Consider the following 16,727-nt stretch of genomic DNA (forward strand, 5'->3'; position numbering starts at 1 on the left):
TCTTGGCGTTGTATGGTCGCGGACTATGCATCGCCAAGTTTGTTTAAACATTAAACACGCTATTCTTCAGGAGATACGGGCGGAGCCTTATAAATAGCGTCGAGAACAACTGCGATCGCGCCATCACCAGTCACGTTGCAGGCCGTGCCGAAGCTGTCCATAGCGATATATAGGGAAATCATCAACGCTTGATCTTCCACGCTAAAGCCTAATATCGAAGAAACAATGCCTATCGCGGCCATGATGGCGCCACCGGGTACGCCAGGCGCTGCGACCATTGTAATACCGAGCATACAAATAAATCCAGCCATTTGGAAGAAGTCAATTGGCATACCTTGTAGTAACATTAACGCCACAACACAGGAAACTATTTTAAGCGTGCTTCCTGCCAGGTGTATCGTCGCACATAATGGGATTACAAAACTAGCAATGCTTTCCTGTATCCCGGTCTTTTTGGTCTGCTGAAGTGTAACGGGTATTGTAGCGGCCGAAGACTGCGTTCCGAGAGCGGTGAAATAGGCGGGCATCATTGTCCTCAATAAACGAAAAGGATTCTGACCAGAAACGACCCCAGCGATGATAAATTGCAACAGTAACCAAACGATGTGCATCAGAAATATAACACCGATTACCTTTAAAAATAACTGAAATATAGTTTCTATTTTCCCGGAATAGGTCATATCGAGGAAGATACCGAATATGAATAAGGGTAAAAGGGGGATAATCAATTTTTCAATGAGGAAGGTAACGATCTTTTCAAAATCCTCTGCCGCGCGTAATAATGCGGACCGGGGTATCCTAGTTAAGCCGATACCGATTAAAAAAGCGAATACCAGTGCGGGCATAACATCAAAAAATGGAGGAAACTCCACGCGAAAGAATGGCAAAAGACTCGTCTCATTTCCGGTGATGGGCGTCGCTATTTGATTTTCCAATAGGCTGGGAAAAATAGCCAAACTGGTCAGGTAAGATGAAAAACCAGCTGCTAGGGTAGAGCCATATGCTATCAACACTGTATATAAAAGTAACTTTCCAGCCGATTGGCCTAGCTTAGCGATAGCCGGAACGATAAGGCCAACGATAATGAACGGGATTAAAAATTTTAAAAGCTCATCAAATAATCCGTTAAAAGTGGCGAAAATGCGACCTATCCAAGTCGGGACGATAAAGCCGAAAATCGTACCCAGTATGATAGCGACGACGACTCTGAATAGCAAGTTACCAGTGATTTTTTTCATGCGCTAAAATACATTTTATTTTTCCAAAAAATTATTTACCTATCTTTGCATTGTGGTACAGCAGAGCAAATTAATAGATATCCGAAGTTTAAGTTTGTCCGAATTGAAAGATAAGCTTACGGCGATGGGCGAGCAAGGGTTCCGGGGCAAACAGATATATGAATGGTTATGGGTCAAATCATGTACAGATTTCGACCAGATGACCAATCTGAGCAAGGGGCTGCGCGAGACGCTGAAAGATAACTTTGAGATACGCGCGGTGCAAGTTCGTGCCTCCCAGGTGAGTTCGGATAAGACGATAAAAAATAGCTTTACCCTGTACGACGGAAATGTGATTGAGGGCGTATTAATTCCAACGCCAGATCGTATGACTGCTTGTGTAAGTTCGCAGGTAGGGTGTAGTTTGACCTGTAAATTTTGTGCTACGGGCTATATGGAACGTAAGCGGAATCTTCAGGCAGATGAAATCTACGATCAAGTTGTCCTACTTGCCAATCAAGCAGCAGAAAAGTACCGTCAGCCCCTTACCAATATTGTGTATATGGGTATGGGTGAGCCACTACTTAACTACCGTAATATGATGAATTCCGTCGAGCGTATAACTGCTCCGGACGGATTAAATATGGCCGCAAAACGCATCACGGTGTCCACTGCTGGCATCGCTAAGATGATCAAAAAATTGGGTGATGATGAAGTTCGCTTTAATCTCGCGTTATCTTTGCATGCAGCCAATGATGAGAAGCGTAATCAGATTATGCCGATCAATGAACAAAATTCCCTAGCAGCTTTAGCGGATGCTCTTAAATATTATTACGCTAAAACTAAAAATCCGGTTACCTTCGAGTACATCGTGTTCCATGATTTTAATGATGAACTGCAGGATGCGAAAGAACTAGCCCGGTTTTGTAAACACGTACCTTGTAAAGTAAATATTATCGAGTATAATCCGATAGCATTAGCCGATTTCGTCAATGCGGAAGCAGATAAAATTGAGCAATTTGCAGAATATTTACGTAGCCAGCAGATCGTAACCAATGTACGACGTAGCCGTGGGAAAGATATCGATGCAGCCTGCGGTCAACTTGCTATCAAAGAAGAAGCTGCCGTTTAGAGAGCATAACAGTTCACTGGTATCAGTGATATTGCCCACAATTGCAATAGCCATCCTTAACCTTAATGGTCACATCTGGATGTTTGACGTAGGTAGAAATCGCCTTTTAGCACTATCCAATATGTCAAATATCCGAAGTGAAGAGATTATGGACAAGGCTCATTTTGGTGTCCATGAGCTCACTTCGTCCCGTTTTGCTTTTTTTTGCGGGAAAATGGAAGATAATATTAAATTTGTGTATACCAATTGTAGCGATATGCAAATTCTATCATACTGGAAAAGCTTTATTTCCTTATTATTTCCACCCTTGTGTGTGTCCTGCGAGAATGTGTTGTTGAATCAAGAAGCGTTCATTTGTACGATGTGTCACTACCATCTGCCTATAAATGATCATCATGTTTTCTTAATGAATGAGCTCACCCAACGTTTAATCGGAAAAGCTCCGATTTATACCGCTGCCGCTTACCTCTCTTTTTCTAAATCTTCTTCCGTGCAATCGATTGTCCATAAACTAAAATACCGGGACGATTATCGTATTGGAAAGTATCTTGGAAAATGTTTAGGAAAGCAGCTCCTTCTTTCGCCATACTATGGGAGCTTAGATGTGGTAGTTCCGCTACCGCTTCACGCTACGAAAAAGCGTATTCGAGGCTATAACCAAAGTGAATATATTGCTAGGGGTATTGCGGAAGTAATGTCGTTGCCGGTCAATCAGGAGGATTTTATAAGGACGATAAATACCGAAACGCAGACGAAGAAAAGCCGCATGGAGCGTTACGACAATCTCGAAGATGCCTTTTCATGTATAACTTCTTCTGTGTTCGAAAACAAACACGTATTGCTCGTAGATGACGTGTGCACGACGGGCGCTACGATTGCGTCAGCAGCGCGAACACTCGTTGAGCAGTGTAACTGTAAGGTTTCTGTTGCGGTATTGGCAATGGCGCGATAGGTTGGCTATTAAGACACCGCTCTCCGGTAAAACAAGATATAACTAAAAAGTGCCATTCCTATTCCCACATAGTCAGCAAAAATATCCCACCAGTCCGCCTGACGTCCTGTTGACAGGTAATATTGGATGGCTTCTGTACCAAAAGCAAGTATACTGGCAACGAAAAATGAGATTAAGACGGCTTTTATTTTGGATGGATTGCCAGCAGGTTTTGACAAAGAGCCCAATAACAACAGGACAGTAAAGACAAAAAAGAAACCGCAATGCGCCATTTTGTCAAACCCCTCGAAAAAACCCACTCCCGGCATATCATCGGAAGGTAAGCCCATTAGTAACAGCATAAAAATGCCCCAAACGATAGCCCAAATGTAATTCACTAGGTTTCTCAACATGGGGGATAAAAGTCGTATAAATTACGCAGTTTTCAAAGTCATTTTACGTTAACAAAACGTTATTACGTTATAATTGTCGAGGAAAAGCCACTGTTCTAAATCAGAAGATTAAAAATAATTTTCCTGATAATCAAGGTTATACATGGGTTTGTTTTAGTTTTATAGTACTATGCATTGCATAGTACAGTAGAAAACATATAACTTTGTATTGTTATGATAGCAGAAAACACACAAACCCAAATGCGGAAAGGCATATTAGAATACTGTATCCTTTCCATCATTTCCCGAGGGGAGATTTATGCTTCAGATATTATAGCGGAACTAAAAAAAGCCCAGCTTCTCGTGGTGGAGGGCACACTGTATCCGTTACTCACCCGTTTGAAAAATAATGGATTATTGAGCTATACATGGAAAGAGTCCACTTCCGGGCCGCCTCGCAAATATTATGAAATTACAGCAGAGGGGAAGGCCGTGCTATCTCGGCTAGACGTTACATGGAAGGAACTTGTTTTCGCAGTGGAAATCTCTTTGGAAGGACGGAATGACTAATAGAACGCATCTACATATTAATTAAACAAGGTTATGAACAAGACAATTATCATAAATATCAACAGCATCGTGTTCCATATCGAGGAGGATGCTTACGATACCTTACGGTCGTATATGATTGATATTAAAAAGCATTTCGGGAATACAGCGGAGAGTAAGGAAATACTGGAAGATATAGAAAACCGTATCGCGGAAATGTTTAACGAACATATACAAACGGGGCGTAAAGAAGTTATCAATTTGGATGACGTACAACGAGTTATTGGACAAATGGGACATGTGCGTGATTTTGAAGAAAGCGCTGACAGTGTCGGTGGGCAGCATTACGAGCAAGAGGCACGTGTCGGACCATCCCCTCAGGTAGACTATATGAGCAAAAAATTAATGCGCGATCCGGACGACAAAATAATTGGCGGTGTATGTAGCGGACTAGGACATTATTTTGGTATAGACGCTGTCTGGCTGCGCGTTATATTGGTGGTTTTCTGCTTAGTCGGTGGTTCGGGTGTATTGATCTACATTGTGCTCTGGTTGGTGATGCCTATGGCCGAAACGCGAGCCGATAAAATGGCTATGCGAGGGGAAGAGCCTAATCTGCAGAATTTTAAAAAATCATTCGATGAAGAGACTCGGAGCTTTTCCGAAACTTTTTCTAGCACAGGAGAGCATATTGGTCGGGGCGTACGTAGTGCAGGTAATTTACTGAGCGGTTGTTTGGGGCTGATCGGGAAAATGATTGCCTGGATTATGTTGGTGTCCGCAGGGTTAACCTTACTGGGGCTTTTCATCTTTTACATTTTTAATGTGATGAACATTTTCGGACTTGAGAATCCGATGTTTTTTCCGCCACTGAGAGGATTAGCTACGCAAGAAGCCTTTATTGCGGTGACGTTTGGTTTTTTGGCTATTTCTATACCATTTTTTGCATTGTTTTTTTGGCTTATTCGGATTCTATTTAGCGTCGAAAAGTTAAATAATTATATGATGTTGACCATGTTTGCTGTATGGATTGTGTCCATTGTCGGTATTATTTATTATTGTATAGCCGTTTCACAAGATTTTCGGGAAAAGAGCACGGTCAATGTACAAAAAAGCTTGCAACCACAGGAAGTTTATTATTTCACCGAGAAAGATATTCGTGTATTGGATGCTAGTGAGCAGAACTCGCTAAAATCAAAATTCAATATACAACTAGACGGACAGGATTTGCGAAATTACCTGCATCGTGACATTAACATCTATTTTGAGAGCATTGATTCTTTGAGTCAGCCCTATATACAGTACAGTTATTCTGCGAAAGGAAAAACCTATCAATTGGCTTCTGAACGTGCGCGCAATATTGTCTATGAGGCTATTCAAGAACAGAAGACCATTTTATTCCCAAGCCACTTTTTGTTGACGAAAAACACTTTGGAAAGAGATCAACAAGTAACTGTAACGGTGTATTTACCGCAAGGTGCAAATGTGGTGCTCCAAAAAGAAATAGAGCATAAAATTCGAGATATTTCTTATTGGGAATGCCGCGAAAACTATCCTAATGATCAACAGAAGTATACGGAATGGACGATGTCTGACGCCGGATTACGGTGTGCCCAACCCACCCAGTCAGAAGAAGAGGAAGTAAAATCGGAAAAGAAAGCGTTATTGGATGGCGTAGAGATAAAGAAAGATTCGGTTATCCATATCGACGGTTCGAATGTGACTATCGAAGTGAAAGACAATAGCCTTAAAATCAACACGAAGAAAGAAAAAAGCTAATATATGCGCCTTATTTTTAATTTATGTTTTCTCCTTTTTACTGTGTTTTCCGCACAGGCACAACAGGGGGAGGTAAGCGGTCGTGTTTTTAATGAAAAGCAAGAACCATTGGAAAATGTAACGATTTACTTGTTAACGGCGAAGGTGGGCGGCCTTATCAAGACCGAGGTAACCGATGAAACGGGCAACTATATTATACAAAATATACCTCCCGGAGAATTTATCATCCAGGCGTCTTCGGTAGGGTACGAAATGAGTAAATCTGCGACATTGAAGATCGCAGATCAGCGGATCGTGGTAGACGATATGATCTTGAAGCCTGAGGCACACATCATCGACGCGGTAACGGTAGAAGGGCAGGTGCCGCTCGTGCAGCAACGGGATGGTAAGTTGATCTTGAACGTGGAAAACTCTACACTGGCAGCGGGTAATAATGCGCTCGAAGTAGTGCAGCGTGCTCCTGGTGTCAGTATTGATAAGGATGAGAACGTTCAATTGATGGGACAGCAGGGGGTAAATGTCACGATTGATGGCAGGCAGACTTACATGAGTGGCGAGCAGCTTACCGCCTTTCTTAAAGCTATGAGTGGAGATCAGATTCAGCGCGTAGAGGTGAGTACCATAAGAAGTGCGAAGGACGACGCGGAAGGAGCGGTGGGCACGATTAATATAGTATTGAAGAAAAATAAGCTAGAAGGATTCAACGGATCATTTTTGGCAAGTGCCGCTCAAGGTAAGTATCTCCGAGGGAATTCTTCTTTGAACATCAACTATAAGAAAAATAATACGACCGTATTCGGCATGTATGGATTTAACCGTAATAAACGGCAATTTGATTTGAATATGGAACGCGTTATTCCATCAAATGGCACGGATCGAGTCTTTGATCAAGACGCTGCGCTTGTTGAAACGAACAAGAGCCATAATTATAGACTTGGGATTGAGCAAAAAACTTCCGAACGCAACACCCTCGTATTGCAATTTTCAGGCGATAGTGACAAAGAAATTTCTAATAATAACAGTTTGACGAATATTGGTCCTCGCATTGGTACAATAGATTCTGTGTTGAACGCCGTATCGCAATCCACCACTCCCTTTAAGCGTAATTCTCTCAATTTTAACAACGAATTGCGGCTGGACACCTTGGGTAGCAAATTGGTGTTGGATCTCGATTGGACCACTTTTCGAAATAATACAAATATTAATTACGCATATCGTACTTCTGATACTTTCGGGAATCTGCTATACGATCCGGAATTAGAAAGAAGTCGAATGCCCGTTGAAATTGATATCTACGTGGGCAAGCTGGATTTTGAAAAAATACTAAGTCGAGGCGGAAAGTTAGAGACGGGTGTAAAATACAGTAACGTGCGTTCTGATAATGACCTCCAATTTGAGCACTTTGTGGACAACAATTGGCAAGAATATGCCGGACGTCCGAATCACTTCGTCTATACCGAACAGATTGCAGCAGCTTATGGTGACTATAGCCGTGCATTCGGGCGCTGGTCGATGAAAGTCGGTCTTCGAAGCGAATACACCATCTCCGACGGAAACTCAGTGACCCTGCAGAAGCGGGTGAAAAGAGATTATCTAGATTGGTTTCCTTCGGCAAACCTGTCTTATACTTGGAATGAGAATAATATCCTTTCATTAAGCTATGCGCGAAAGGTAGCTCGTCCCAACTACAGATACTTGAATCCCTTTGAGTACTATATTGACAAGTTTACGTATATGAAAGGAAATCCATATGTCCGTCCGCAGTATACGAACGGTTTAACACTAAACTATACCCTGTATAAGATGTTTAATTTTACACTCGGTACAGATATAACCACCGACGCCATGGTCGAGAGTTTGGGACAGGACTCGGTAACGGGTCAGGCCTGGGTTACCCGCGAAAATCTAGCGGAAACGGTTACATCGTATTTAAATATTAATGCGCCACTGCGTATTGGAAAACTTTGGACGATGAACAATAATCTAACGACGGTCTACATGCACTTTAAAGGTCCGATTGCCGGAGAATATGCAGACTTAGGTTCTACTTTCTTTCAAGGGCGTAGTACAAATAACTTTAAGTTGAACAAAGCATTTTCCGCAGAAGTGTCTGTCCATTATAATAGTGCGTTTCTATACAATGTTTATAAAATTCATGCCCGTTGGGGTACCGACATAGGGCTAAATTATAATTTCCAAGAAGGGCGAAGCTCCTTGAAATTGGCAGGAACAGATATTTTTCGTACACAACAGAATAACGTTTCCACCAATTTCGGACAATTCAATTCCATCATCCGGCAATATAACGACAATCAGACCATTCGGTTGACCTACACGTATAAATTCGGTAACTTAAAACAACAGAGCAGAAAGCGTGACACGGATTCTGAAGAAGCAAGCCGCGCGCGCTAAAGGTGGCGCAGACACAATTCCCGAAAAATTGTTATCTTGTCAGCATTTTAAATAAACGAGACTATTATGAAACGACTATTTCTTTTCGCTGTAGCGGCTGCAGGAGCCACGTTATTGACGGCCGCATGCGGTCAGCCACAAAAACAGCAAGAACAGAATCAGGAACAAAGCCAAGAGCAACAACTGCAATTGACAGAGGTCTGGGAAACAAAAGATTTACCAACGCCGGAGTCTGTACTCTATCATGCCGAAAGCGATGTGTTGTATGTGTCTTTGATAGATGGTGAAGGTGCCACAAAAGATGGAAAAGGCGGTATTGCTATATTGAATCGGGATGGAAGTATTAAAAACCAAGAGTGGGTGACCGGAATGAACGCCCCAAAAGGTATGGCCATTCATGACGGTTTGCTGTATGTTGCTGATATTACCGCTGTCCTCGCTATCGATCTAAATACAGGTGAAACGGTTCATCAAGTAGAATTTCCAGACGCGGTATTTCTGAACGATGTAACAGTCGATAAAGATGGTATTGTGTATGTATCCGATACCCGTACGGGCACGATTTACCGAATGGAAAATAATACACCTGCGGTTTTCTTGGATAATACACCGAATGCCAATGGTCTGAAGATTGTCGATGGGACGCTTTATGCTTTAGTAGGACCCGAACTGTGGAAAATTGATTCGGATAAGCAAAGTACGGTTATTGCCAAAGGGTTTGAATTGGGTGGTGACGGATTAGAGCCTGTGGGTAGCGATGGCGATTTTCTGGTAACTTGTTGGGGCGGACTGATCTATTACGTAAAAGCAGACGGCAGTTTTGAGAAATTAATGGACGTGCAGGGTGAAATGAATACTGCAGATTTAGGTATACACCCCGAAACCAACACGATTTATATCCCTACATTTAACAGTAACAGCGTAAAAGCCTTTACGCTAGAAAATAAATAAAAGTGGAGGGGGAGACCCCTCTTCTTTTTTTATAATGATAGTTATATTTGCTGGCGATGAACAGCATAACGACCGAACAATTATATCAGCTCTATAAAGCGTGTAGCGCGATATCTACCGATACCCGAAACATACCCCCTTCTAGTATATTTTTTGCGTTAAAGGGAGATCGCTTCAATGCCAACACGTTCGCCGCGCGAGCATTAGAAAGCGGAGCGAAGTGGGCGGTAGTGGACGATGAGGCCTACGCGACAGACGAACGCTTTATCCTGGTGGACGATGTGCTAACGACCTTACAAGCGTTGGCCCGCTATCATCGTCAGCAATTGGATATACCTGTTATCGGGATTACGGGAACCAACGGTAAGACAACCACAAAAGAACTGTTACACGCTGTACTCTCGCAGCGTTTCCGGACGTACGCAACCCCAGGAAATCTGAATAATCACATTGGTGTTCCACTATCATTGCTTGCGATAGATGATGGTATCGAAGTAGCTGTTATTGAAATGGGAGCAAATCATCAGGAGGAGATTGCCTTTCTATGTAGTATCACAGCGCCTACACACGGCCTCATAACCAATGTCGGAAAAGCACATTTGGAAGGTTTTGGTTCGTTTGATGGGGTGAAGAAAGCCAAGGGCGAGCTGTATGATTTTCTCAAAATGCATGACGGCGTGTTGTTCCTTCAAGGGGATAATAAATACCTGCGAGAGATGGAAATGCAGCGCGGTATTTCAAAAATTGTTCGCTATGGTTTTTCGCCCGCAAACGACATCGTAGGACGATTGGAATATGCCAATCCTCTTCTTTGTGTCTCTTGGAAAATACGTGATGCGGAGGTGTATCAAACAGTAGAAACGCAATTGACAGGCTCGTATAATACGGAGAACATATTAGCTGCAATTGCGGTAGGACATTTTTTCGGTATAGATGATGTCCATATCAATCAAGGGATTGTGACCTATACGCCCACCAATAACCGTTCGCAAATCACAAAGACGGGACAAAATGTCGTCATTGCCGATTATTATAATGCAAATGTGAGTAGTATGGAAGCCGCGTTGGCGAACTTGGAAGTTATCGAAGCGGAACATAAAGTAATCGTACTAGGCGATATGTTTGAATTGGGTGACGATGCTGCGAAAGAACACCGATATGTGGTCGACAAAGCGCTAGCCATCGATGCCGATCGGACCATCTTTGTGGGTGAGGCGTTTTATGCCCATCAAAATACGAAGGCTGAATTTTACGAAACGACGGACAATGCTAAAGAAGCTCTCAGAGAACATCCTGTTGTTAACAGTACTATCCTACTGAAAGCTTCTCGTGGAATGGCTTTTGAAAAACTGATGGAGATACTGTAAAAAAAGGTATTGCTTTTTTGCGTTAATCCAAGGACAAATGCTTCTCTTTATTGATAAGTTGTGCGATGCTCGTATCATTAAGAATCTGCAGCATCGCGTTTCGTACTTCAATAAAGGTGTCACGAATACCACAAGCATGCTCTTCCACACATTCCTCACAGGAGCGATAAAAATTGAGGCTCACACAAGGCAATAAAGCGATGGGACCATCAATTAACCGCATCACTTGAGAAAGGTAAATATCTTCTGGCGCTTTGTTTAAACTGTATCCCCCACCGGCACCTTTTTTAGAGTACAAAATACCTGCGTTGCGCATTTCCAAAAGAATCTGCTCCAAGAATTTTTTCGGAATACGTTCCTCTTCTGCAATCCTCACAATTTGCATAGGTTCTTTTCCGTAGTTACGTCCCAGCACCATAAGCGCTTTGATAGCGTATTTTGTTTTCTTAGAAAGCATGTGTTCCCTTTTTTTATGGATCAATCAATAGTAGTGCAAAGATACAGAAAAAATAATTTGCCGTTGACTTATTGCCCTAATACCTCTACGATAGGTTTTCCGATATTACCATTTGGCTCCATAATATGCAGTAATGAGGCAAGAGTAGGAGCTATATCTACCACATGCACTTCTTTATTGCTCACACCTTGCTTTATACCCCATTCCATAAATACCAGCGGTATGTGTGAATCATACGGTGACCACACACCATGGGTTGTTCCGGGGCTGCGTGGTGTGCCGGCATACCATTGGGGGTCGGCAATAATCTGTATCGCACCGCTATGTCTACGATTGTAACCATTGATAATTTTTTCCCGAAGTGGAGCAGGTATAAACATATTTTGATTCCCTTCCATATCCACGACATATGTAATACCTTCTTCCTTGTTAAGCGAATTGATAATCGTTTCCTTGATATCTTTAGTGTCGAGTTGAAGGGAATCTATGAGCGTGTAATTAAGATGTACTTGGTAGTTCATCAAACTCCTAACAATCTTGTCGTTGCCAAATTTTTCCTTAAGTTCGCTATTTAGACTACGTTGGATTTGCCTTGTAAACAAATAACCACCATTGCCTTGTTGGTCTGTATAATACATGGGGTTATAGGAAGCTGCATGATCGGCAGTGAGGAAAAAGGTATAATTGCCTTTGCCTATATGTTTATCGAGGTACGCCAAAAAATTTGCGATGTCCTGGTCCAGGCGAAGATAAGTATCCTCTATCTCTACAGCCGATAACGAGTAGCGGTGTCCAACATAGTCTGTCGCGGATAAACTCACGCACAAAAAGTCAGTGTTTTCTGTTGGATTGTTGCCTAATTGTTCTTGTTCAATAGCCGCTTTGGCAAAATCCAGTGTCAACGTATTCCCCTGTGGTGTTGTTTTTATGAGTTCATAGCCAACATCTTTTATCAGTTCGGAAGTTTTTCGAGGAAATGTGGGCGTCTCTTCACCGGGCCACTTACCTTCATATGGCGTGTCGTCAGCCGTACTATTCGTATACGTTTCGATAGGATATAGTGTATTCCAGTCTTGTTTTAAATATTTGTCCGCTAGTTTTTGTTTGTTAAAGGTTTCCACCCAATGGGGGAGCTTTTCCATATAAAAGGTGCTTGAAATCCAATTTCCGGATTTTCCCTCAAACCAATATGCTGCATCAGCAAAATGACCCGCTGGCAAAATACCGCCACGGTCTTTCATCGAGATACCGATAACTTTCGACTGAAAGTTGGTCGCAAGCTTTAGTTGGTCGGTAATAGTAGAAGCCAACAGGTTGCGAGGAGATTGTTGCCCGTCCCTTTCCTGTGTGCCTACTCCTTGTACGTTGTCATCTTGTGTAAATACATCGGTTGTCCGGTTGCCTGGATAATCCAATCATTTCCGGCGATACCATGGATAGAAGGAACCGAACCTGTATAAACAGAACTATGTCCTATTGCTGTGAAAGTTGGAATATAATTAAGAAGGGTGTTTTCACAAGAAAAACCGTCATTCAATATACGCTTGAAACCGTTATCACCATATCTGTTTGCAAATCGGTAGAGGTAGTCCCATCGCATTTGATCTATCATTAATCCCACAACCAACTTTGGGCGTGCAGGTTGCGCATATACTTGAAAAGCTACAGCTACGGTCAATACTCCCGTAAAGAAAGATTTCCACATATTAGTTTAGTTTACTTAGAAAGAGTAAATAAAGGTAGATGATTTTTTAGATACTTCCCAGTATAAGATTCGTTACATAAAAAAAGATGGTTTTAATCGCTTGCAAAATATAAAAAGAAGAAATAGGGTAGTTTTTGGTTTATATGGAGCAAAAAGTTTTATCCAAATGCTCTTATAATTGTATTCGACAACGATGTTTTGAAAAAACGCTTCGCTGAAGTGAAATCAAAGAATATGTAACTTTATAAATTATACTAAATCATGGTAAAAACAACTACAGCGTTTATTTGTATATTGATTGCAGTAGTCACAGTTGGGTATGCACAAATTACATTTTGGTGCAGTAGACTGGCAGTGTGATGTTTATGTAAATGGAAAACACGTTGGTAGGCATGAAGGTGGTTTTGATCCGTTCAGTATGGATATTACTTCCCATCTAAAAAAGGGCAATAAACAAGACATGGCCATTCGCGTATGGGATCCTACAAGTGATGGACCTCAGCCCAGAGGAAAACAAGTCAATAATCCCCATGGCATTTGGTATACCCCTGTTTCCGGAATTTGGCAGACCGTATGGTTGGAAAATGTTCCCGAAACATATATTGTAAGCACAAAGCAAACGCCAGATGTTGATCGCGCAGAATTGAAATTCTCGGCCACGATAGTAGCAGCACAATCCGGGGACGAGTTGGTAGTAGAAGCGTATGACGGCAATAAAAAAATAGTGGAAAAAAAGGGAACGGTCGAAGAAGAATTGAACTTACATGTTCCTAACGCAGAGTTGTGGACACCGGACAATCCCAAATTATACGACCTTAGGGTTAAAATTTTACGTAAAGGGAAAATCATCGATCAAGCAAAAAGCTATTTTGCTATGCGTAAAATAACGATGAAACAAGATGCACAAGGTATACAGCGCATGTATCTCAATGATGAATTCGTTTTTCATTATGGTACGTTGGATCAAGGATGGTGGCCAGACGGGTTGCACACTGCTCCCTCGGACGAAGCGTTGAAGTTTGACATTCTTAAAACCAAGGAGATGGGTTTTAATATGATTCGTAAACATATCAAGGTAGAACCTGCTCGATGGTATAGACACTGTGATAGCATAGGCATATTAGTTTGGCAGGATATGCCTAGTGGAGATGACTTTGAAGGGAATATCTGGAATAAAGATCCAGGAAAAATAAGCCATGGAAAGCAGGAAAAAAATCGTACTCCTGAATCTGAGGCTATTTTTAGAAAAGAATGGAAAAATATCATGGATGCACTCCACAATTTTCCAAGTATTGTTATTTGGGTACCGTTCAATGAGGCGTGGGGACAGTTCAAAACACAAGAAATTGTAGATTGGACTATGCAATACGACCCATCTCGGTTGGTTAATGTTGCAAGTGGTGGGAACTTCAATGCCCCGGGTCATATACTGGATGTTCATAATTATCCGGATGCAGCTATGCCTAACCCACAATTTTTTGGAAAAGATTATGTATTAGTCTTGGGAGGATATGGTGGATTAGGACTGCCTATAGAAGGGCATACTTGGCAAGAAAAGACAATTGGGGATATCAGTCTTTCAAAGATAAGAACGAGTTGAGAAAAAGATATATGGAATTAGTTCGCAACTTAAGCTTGTTAATTCCTAAAGGACTGTCTGCTGGCGTTTACACGCAGACAACCGATGTAGAAATAGAGACTAACGGACTGATGACGTATGATCGAAAAGTAATGAAGATTCCGGAGAAGGAGTTAATGGAGATACATCAAAAATTGTACGATAAAAATCTGGTAAAATAACGGACTGCTAGATAGCCAAGTTTTATATAAAAAGAAGAAATAGGATAGTTTTTGGTTTATATGGAGCAGAAAGCTTGACAAATTAAACCTTATCATTGTATTAGTTAATACACATTAGGCAAATAAAATAGCTTAACGAATATTTTATGATAGTAGATGTTCACACTCATGTTTTTCTAGCCGAAACAGACTTCGGTCCTAAATTAAAAGCCGATTTGGATCGTTGCGGTGTTGATCCGCAAGTATGGGGAAATGTAGCCGAGCGACATTTGGAAACTACCAAAGCCGCAGATGTAGCTGTTGTCTTCGGGTTGCAAGCCGCCGCTACAGACTGGAATATTCCAAATGAGCATGTTGCGGCTCATGTTTCAAGAGCTGCAGATCGACTCTTGTTTTTTGCCTCTGTCGATCCTGGCGGATCGGGCTTTATGGAAGAATTGGAGAAATGTCATCAACAATGGGGTGCAGTGGGTGTCAAGATGTCTCCCTTGTATCAAAATGTCCACCCTGCGGATCCGAGATGTTATGAAATATACCGTTACTGTGTGAAACATGGCCTACCTGTTCTTTTTCATGCGGGTACATCGTTTGTAAGCGGTACACCTTTAGATTATTCGCGCCCTATTCATTTTGATGCCGTTGCAATGGATTTTCCCGAGTTACGAATGGTTCTCGCTCATTTGGCACATCCTTGGGAAGGAGAGGCGATAGCGCTTATCCGACGGCATCGGCATGTCTATTGTGACCTTTCCGCTTTATATTACAGACCTTGGCAATTTTATAATTCCATGCGTTTATTAGTAGAATATCGCACGCATGAGAAAGTACTTTTTGGTTCTGATTTTCCCTTCACTACCACCGGGGATTCGCTGAAAGGTGTGCGAGAATTGAACAATATTATCGCTGGAAGTGGTTTGCCTATCGTTCCGAGCGAGGTAATTGAAGGAATTATACACCGAGATACATTAAAATGCTTAGGTCTACCTAACCCTAAATCCATACAGCGATGATAACTCAACTTCCGGCAACAATGTGTGCATTGCAGCTACAAGGATTAAACCAACTGGTTCAAGTCAGACTTCCATTGCCCGTGTTGAAAGCCGATGAAGTATTGATTCGGACAATGGCGACGACGATTTGTACATCAGATTTACATGATATAGCACAAAACCCGTTTGGAACTGTCTTGCCGCAGGTATTGGGACATGAAGGAGCAGGAATTGTAGTACAATGCGGAGCTGACGTAAACGACCTTTTTCCGGGCATGCCCGTGGCTACACATCCTGTTGTACCATGTGGAGAATGTGCGGAATGCCTTCGAGGCTTCGGTCATCTGTGTTTACGCATGGGACATCTCGGCATTGACCGCTCCGGAACCTTTGCTGAATATTATGTGCAACGTGCTGATCGGGTTCGGGAGTTGCCCGAGGAAGTTTCCTTTTCTTTGGGGGCGCTTATGGAACCGGTAGCCAATTGTTTGCAAGCGATCTCGCGGGCAGGGGATATCGCAGGAAAAGATGTATTGGTGGTGGGTGATGGACCGTTTGGAAATATCATTGCACGTTTAGCTATACGGGCAGGAGCATCACGCGTAATGGTGACGGGTAAGGAGCCTTTTCGTTTGGGGATGATTCCCGGGGTAGAAATTGTGGATAATCCCGCGCCGGAATCTGTAGATGTTGCGATATTGGCAGTAAGTTCTCCTTCGGCATTGCAGACTTGTCTGTCTGCTCTTCGAAAACGCGGTCGGGTGGTGATTTTCAGTTTGCTTCAGGATCCAGTACCAATTGATCTTTTTACTTTGCACGTCTCTGAACAGGAAATTGTGGGATGTTGTAACGACGAAGATAAAATGGACGAAGCATTAGCGTGTCTGTCCGATCCAGCATTGCGTCTTTCGGATCTTGTTACGCATGAGGTGCCTTTTGTGCAATGGGCAGAAGCTTTTCATTTAGCAAAAGACCGACATGATCTGGCGCTTAAAGTAGCGATAACATTTAGCGAAATATAATGAAATACGAGAAGACGAAAAACA

At 42.2% G+C, this 16,727-nt stretch carries 16 protein-coding genes; 11 read left to right on the top strand and 5 right to left on the bottom strand.

Going from position 1 to position 16,727, the window contains the following annotated elements:
- Positions 1-59 precede the first annotated feature (59 nt).
- Positions 60-1,238, bottom strand: coding sequence for a dicarboxylate/amino acid:cation symporter (locus tag LKO28_RS10405; protein ID WP_227694763.1), 1,179 nt, complete (start codon positions 1,236-1,238; stop codon positions 60-62).
- A gap of 52 nt (positions 1,239-1,290) precedes the next feature.
- Here LKO28_RS10405 and rlmN point away from each other — a divergent pair, with 52 nt between their 5' ends.
- Both rlmN and LKO28_RS10415 read left to right on the top strand, forming a co-directional pair.
- Positions 1,291-2,349: a 23S rRNA (adenine(2503)-C(2))-methyltransferase RlmN gene (rlmN, locus tag LKO28_RS10410; RefSeq protein WP_227694764.1), complete on the top strand. Its 1,059-nt coding sequence runs from the start codon at positions 1,291-1,293 to the stop codon at positions 2,347-2,349.
- A gap of 121 nt (positions 2,350-2,470) precedes the next feature.
- The gene (locus LKO28_RS10415; protein ID WP_227694766.1) at positions 2,471-3,301 is read left to right on the top strand and encodes a ComF family protein; all 831 of its coding nucleotides are present in this window, start codon (positions 2,471-2,473) and stop codon (positions 3,299-3,301) included.
- Positions 3,302-3,309: 8 nt separating this feature from the next.
- On the opposite strand, the gene LKO28_RS10420 is transcribed toward LKO28_RS10415, so the two are convergent.
- Positions 3,310-3,693: a VanZ family protein gene (locus LKO28_RS10420; RefSeq protein WP_227694767.1), complete on the bottom strand. Its 384-nt coding sequence runs from the start codon at positions 3,691-3,693 to the stop codon at positions 3,310-3,312.
- A 213-nt stretch (positions 3,694-3,906) separates the two neighbouring features.
- Between LKO28_RS10420 and LKO28_RS10425 the strand changes: the two genes are divergently transcribed.
- From LKO28_RS10425 to LKO28_RS10445, 5 genes are all read left to right on the top strand, one after another.
- Entirely contained in the window at positions 3,907-4,242 is a 336-nt protein-coding gene (locus tag LKO28_RS10425; protein WP_227694768.1) for a PadR family transcriptional regulator, read from the top strand.
- A gap of 33 nt (positions 4,243-4,275) precedes the next feature.
- Positions 4,276-6,000 carry a PspC domain-containing protein gene (locus LKO28_RS10430; protein WP_227694770.1) on the top strand — a complete coding sequence of 575 codons (1,725 nt, stop codon included), beginning with the start codon at positions 4,276-4,278 and terminating at the stop codon, positions 5,998-6,000.
- 3 nt (positions 6,001-6,003) lie between these two features.
- Complete coding sequence (locus LKO28_RS10435; RefSeq protein ID WP_227694772.1) at positions 6,004-8,412, top strand: TonB-dependent receptor domain-containing protein; 2,409 nt, start codon at positions 6,004-6,006, stop codon at positions 8,410-8,412.
- A gap of 66 nt (positions 8,413-8,478) precedes the next feature.
- Positions 8,479-9,363 carry an SMP-30/gluconolactonase/LRE family protein gene (locus LKO28_RS10440; RefSeq protein ID WP_227694774.1) on the top strand — a complete coding sequence of 295 codons (885 nt, stop codon included), beginning with the start codon at positions 8,479-8,481 and terminating at the stop codon, positions 9,361-9,363.
- Between the two features lie 56 nt (positions 9,364-9,419).
- Positions 9,420-10,730, top strand: a complete 1,311-nt coding sequence (locus tag LKO28_RS10445) for a UDP-N-acetylmuramoyl-tripeptide--D-alanyl-D-alanine ligase (RefSeq protein ID WP_227694775.1) — start codon at positions 9,420-9,422, stop codon at positions 10,728-10,730.
- Between the two features lie 22 nt (positions 10,731-10,752).
- Here the strand turns inward: LKO28_RS10445 and LKO28_RS10450 are convergent, their stop codons facing one another.
- The 3 genes from LKO28_RS10450 to LKO28_RS15450 form a co-directional block, all read right to left on the bottom strand.
- The gene (locus LKO28_RS10450) at positions 10,753-11,187 is read right to left on the bottom strand and encodes an RrF2 family transcriptional regulator (protein ID WP_165294678.1); all 435 of its coding nucleotides are present in this window, start codon (positions 11,185-11,187) and stop codon (positions 10,753-10,755) included.
- 68 nt (positions 11,188-11,255) lie between these two features.
- The gene (locus tag LKO28_RS10455) at positions 11,256-12,602 is read right to left on the bottom strand and encodes an alkaline phosphatase family protein (protein ID WP_262906083.1); all 1,347 of its coding nucleotides are present in this window, start codon (positions 12,600-12,602) and stop codon (positions 11,256-11,258) included.
- Positions 12,539-12,892 (bottom strand): alkaline phosphatase family protein, encoded by a 354-nt coding sequence (locus LKO28_RS15450; protein ID WP_262906084.1) that lies wholly within the window; start codon positions 12,890-12,892, stop codon positions 12,539-12,541. The genes LKO28_RS10455 and LKO28_RS15450 overlap by 64 nt, the downstream gene beginning before the upstream one ends.
- A 319-nt stretch (positions 12,893-13,211) precedes the next feature.
- Between LKO28_RS15450 and LKO28_RS10460 the strand changes: the two genes are divergently transcribed.
- The 4 genes from LKO28_RS10460 (at position 13,212) to LKO28_RS10475 (ending at position 16,703) form a co-directional block, all read left to right on the top strand.
- A complete protein-coding gene (locus tag LKO28_RS10460; RefSeq protein ID WP_227694776.1) occupies positions 13,212-14,492 on the top strand; it encodes a glycoside hydrolase family 2 protein in 1,281 nt (426 codons plus the stop codon).
- 11 nt (positions 14,493-14,503) lie between these two features.
- Positions 14,504-14,692, top strand: coding sequence for a hypothetical protein (locus LKO28_RS10465; protein ID WP_227694777.1), 189 nt, complete (start codon positions 14,504-14,506; stop codon positions 14,690-14,692).
- Positions 14,693-14,838: 146 nt separating this feature from the next.
- Positions 14,839-15,702 (top strand): amidohydrolase family protein, encoded by an 864-nt coding sequence (locus tag LKO28_RS10470; protein WP_227694778.1) that lies wholly within the window; start codon positions 14,839-14,841, stop codon positions 15,700-15,702.
- Complete coding sequence (locus tag LKO28_RS10475; RefSeq protein WP_227694779.1) at positions 15,699-16,703, top strand: zinc-dependent alcohol dehydrogenase; 1,005 nt, start codon at positions 15,699-15,701, stop codon at positions 16,701-16,703. Before LKO28_RS10470 ends, LKO28_RS10475 begins: the two co-directional genes overlap by 4 nt.
- Positions 16,704-16,727 lie beyond the last annotated feature (24 nt).

Origin of the sequence: Sphingobacterium sp. FBM7-1, assembly GCF_020687765.1 — a bacterium.
Lineage (GTDB): Bacteria > Bacteroidota > Bacteroidia > Sphingobacteriales > Sphingobacteriaceae > Sphingobacterium.

What these genes read in the sequence shown, in the direction of transcription:
- LKO28_RS10405 (WP_227694763.1), bottom strand. Translation starts at nt 1,238, where the DNA reads ATGAAAAAAATCACTGGTAACTTGCTATTCAGAGTCGTCGTCGCTATC.
- LKO28_RS10415 (WP_227694766.1), top strand. Translation starts at nt 2,471, where the DNA reads ATGTCAAATATCCGAAGTGAAGAGATTATGGACAAGGCTCATTTTGGT.
- LKO28_RS10420 (WP_227694767.1), bottom strand. Translation starts at nt 3,693, where the DNA reads ATGTTGAGAAACCTAGTGAATTACATTTGGGCTATCGTTTGGGGCATT.
- LKO28_RS10425 (WP_227694768.1), top strand. Translation starts at nt 3,907, where the DNA reads ATGATAGCAGAAAACACACAAACCCAAATGCGGAAAGGCATATTAGAA.
- LKO28_RS10430 (WP_227694770.1), top strand. Translation starts at nt 4,276, where the DNA reads ATGAACAAGACAATTATCATAAATATCAACAGCATCGTGTTCCATATC.
- LKO28_RS10435 (WP_227694772.1), top strand. Translation starts at nt 6,004, where the DNA reads ATGCGCCTTATTTTTAATTTATGTTTTCTCCTTTTTACTGTGTTTTCC.
- LKO28_RS10440 (WP_227694774.1), top strand. Translation starts at nt 8,479, where the DNA reads ATGAAACGACTATTTCTTTTCGCTGTAGCGGCTGCAGGAGCCACGTTA.
- LKO28_RS10445 (WP_227694775.1), top strand. Translation starts at nt 9,420, where the DNA reads ATGAACAGCATAACGACCGAACAATTATATCAGCTCTATAAAGCGTGT.
- LKO28_RS10450 (WP_165294678.1), bottom strand. Translation starts at nt 11,187, where the DNA reads ATGCTTTCTAAGAAAACAAAATACGCTATCAAAGCGCTTATGGTGCTG.
- LKO28_RS15450 (WP_262906084.1), bottom strand. Translation starts at nt 12,892, where the DNA reads ATGTGGAAATCTTTCTTTACGGGAGTATTGACCGTAGCTGTAGCTTTT.
- LKO28_RS10460 (WP_227694776.1), top strand. Translation starts at nt 13,212, where the DNA reads ATGCACAAATTACATTTTGGTGCAGTAGACTGGCAGTGTGATGTTTAT.
- LKO28_RS10465 (WP_227694777.1), top strand. Translation starts at nt 14,504, where the DNA reads ATGGAATTAGTTCGCAACTTAAGCTTGTTAATTCCTAAAGGACTGTCT.
- LKO28_RS10470 (WP_227694778.1), top strand. Translation starts at nt 14,839, where the DNA reads ATGATAGTAGATGTTCACACTCATGTTTTTCTAGCCGAAACAGACTTC.
- LKO28_RS10475 (WP_227694779.1), top strand. Translation starts at nt 15,699, where the DNA reads ATGATAACTCAACTTCCGGCAACAATGTGTGCATTGCAGCTACAAGGA.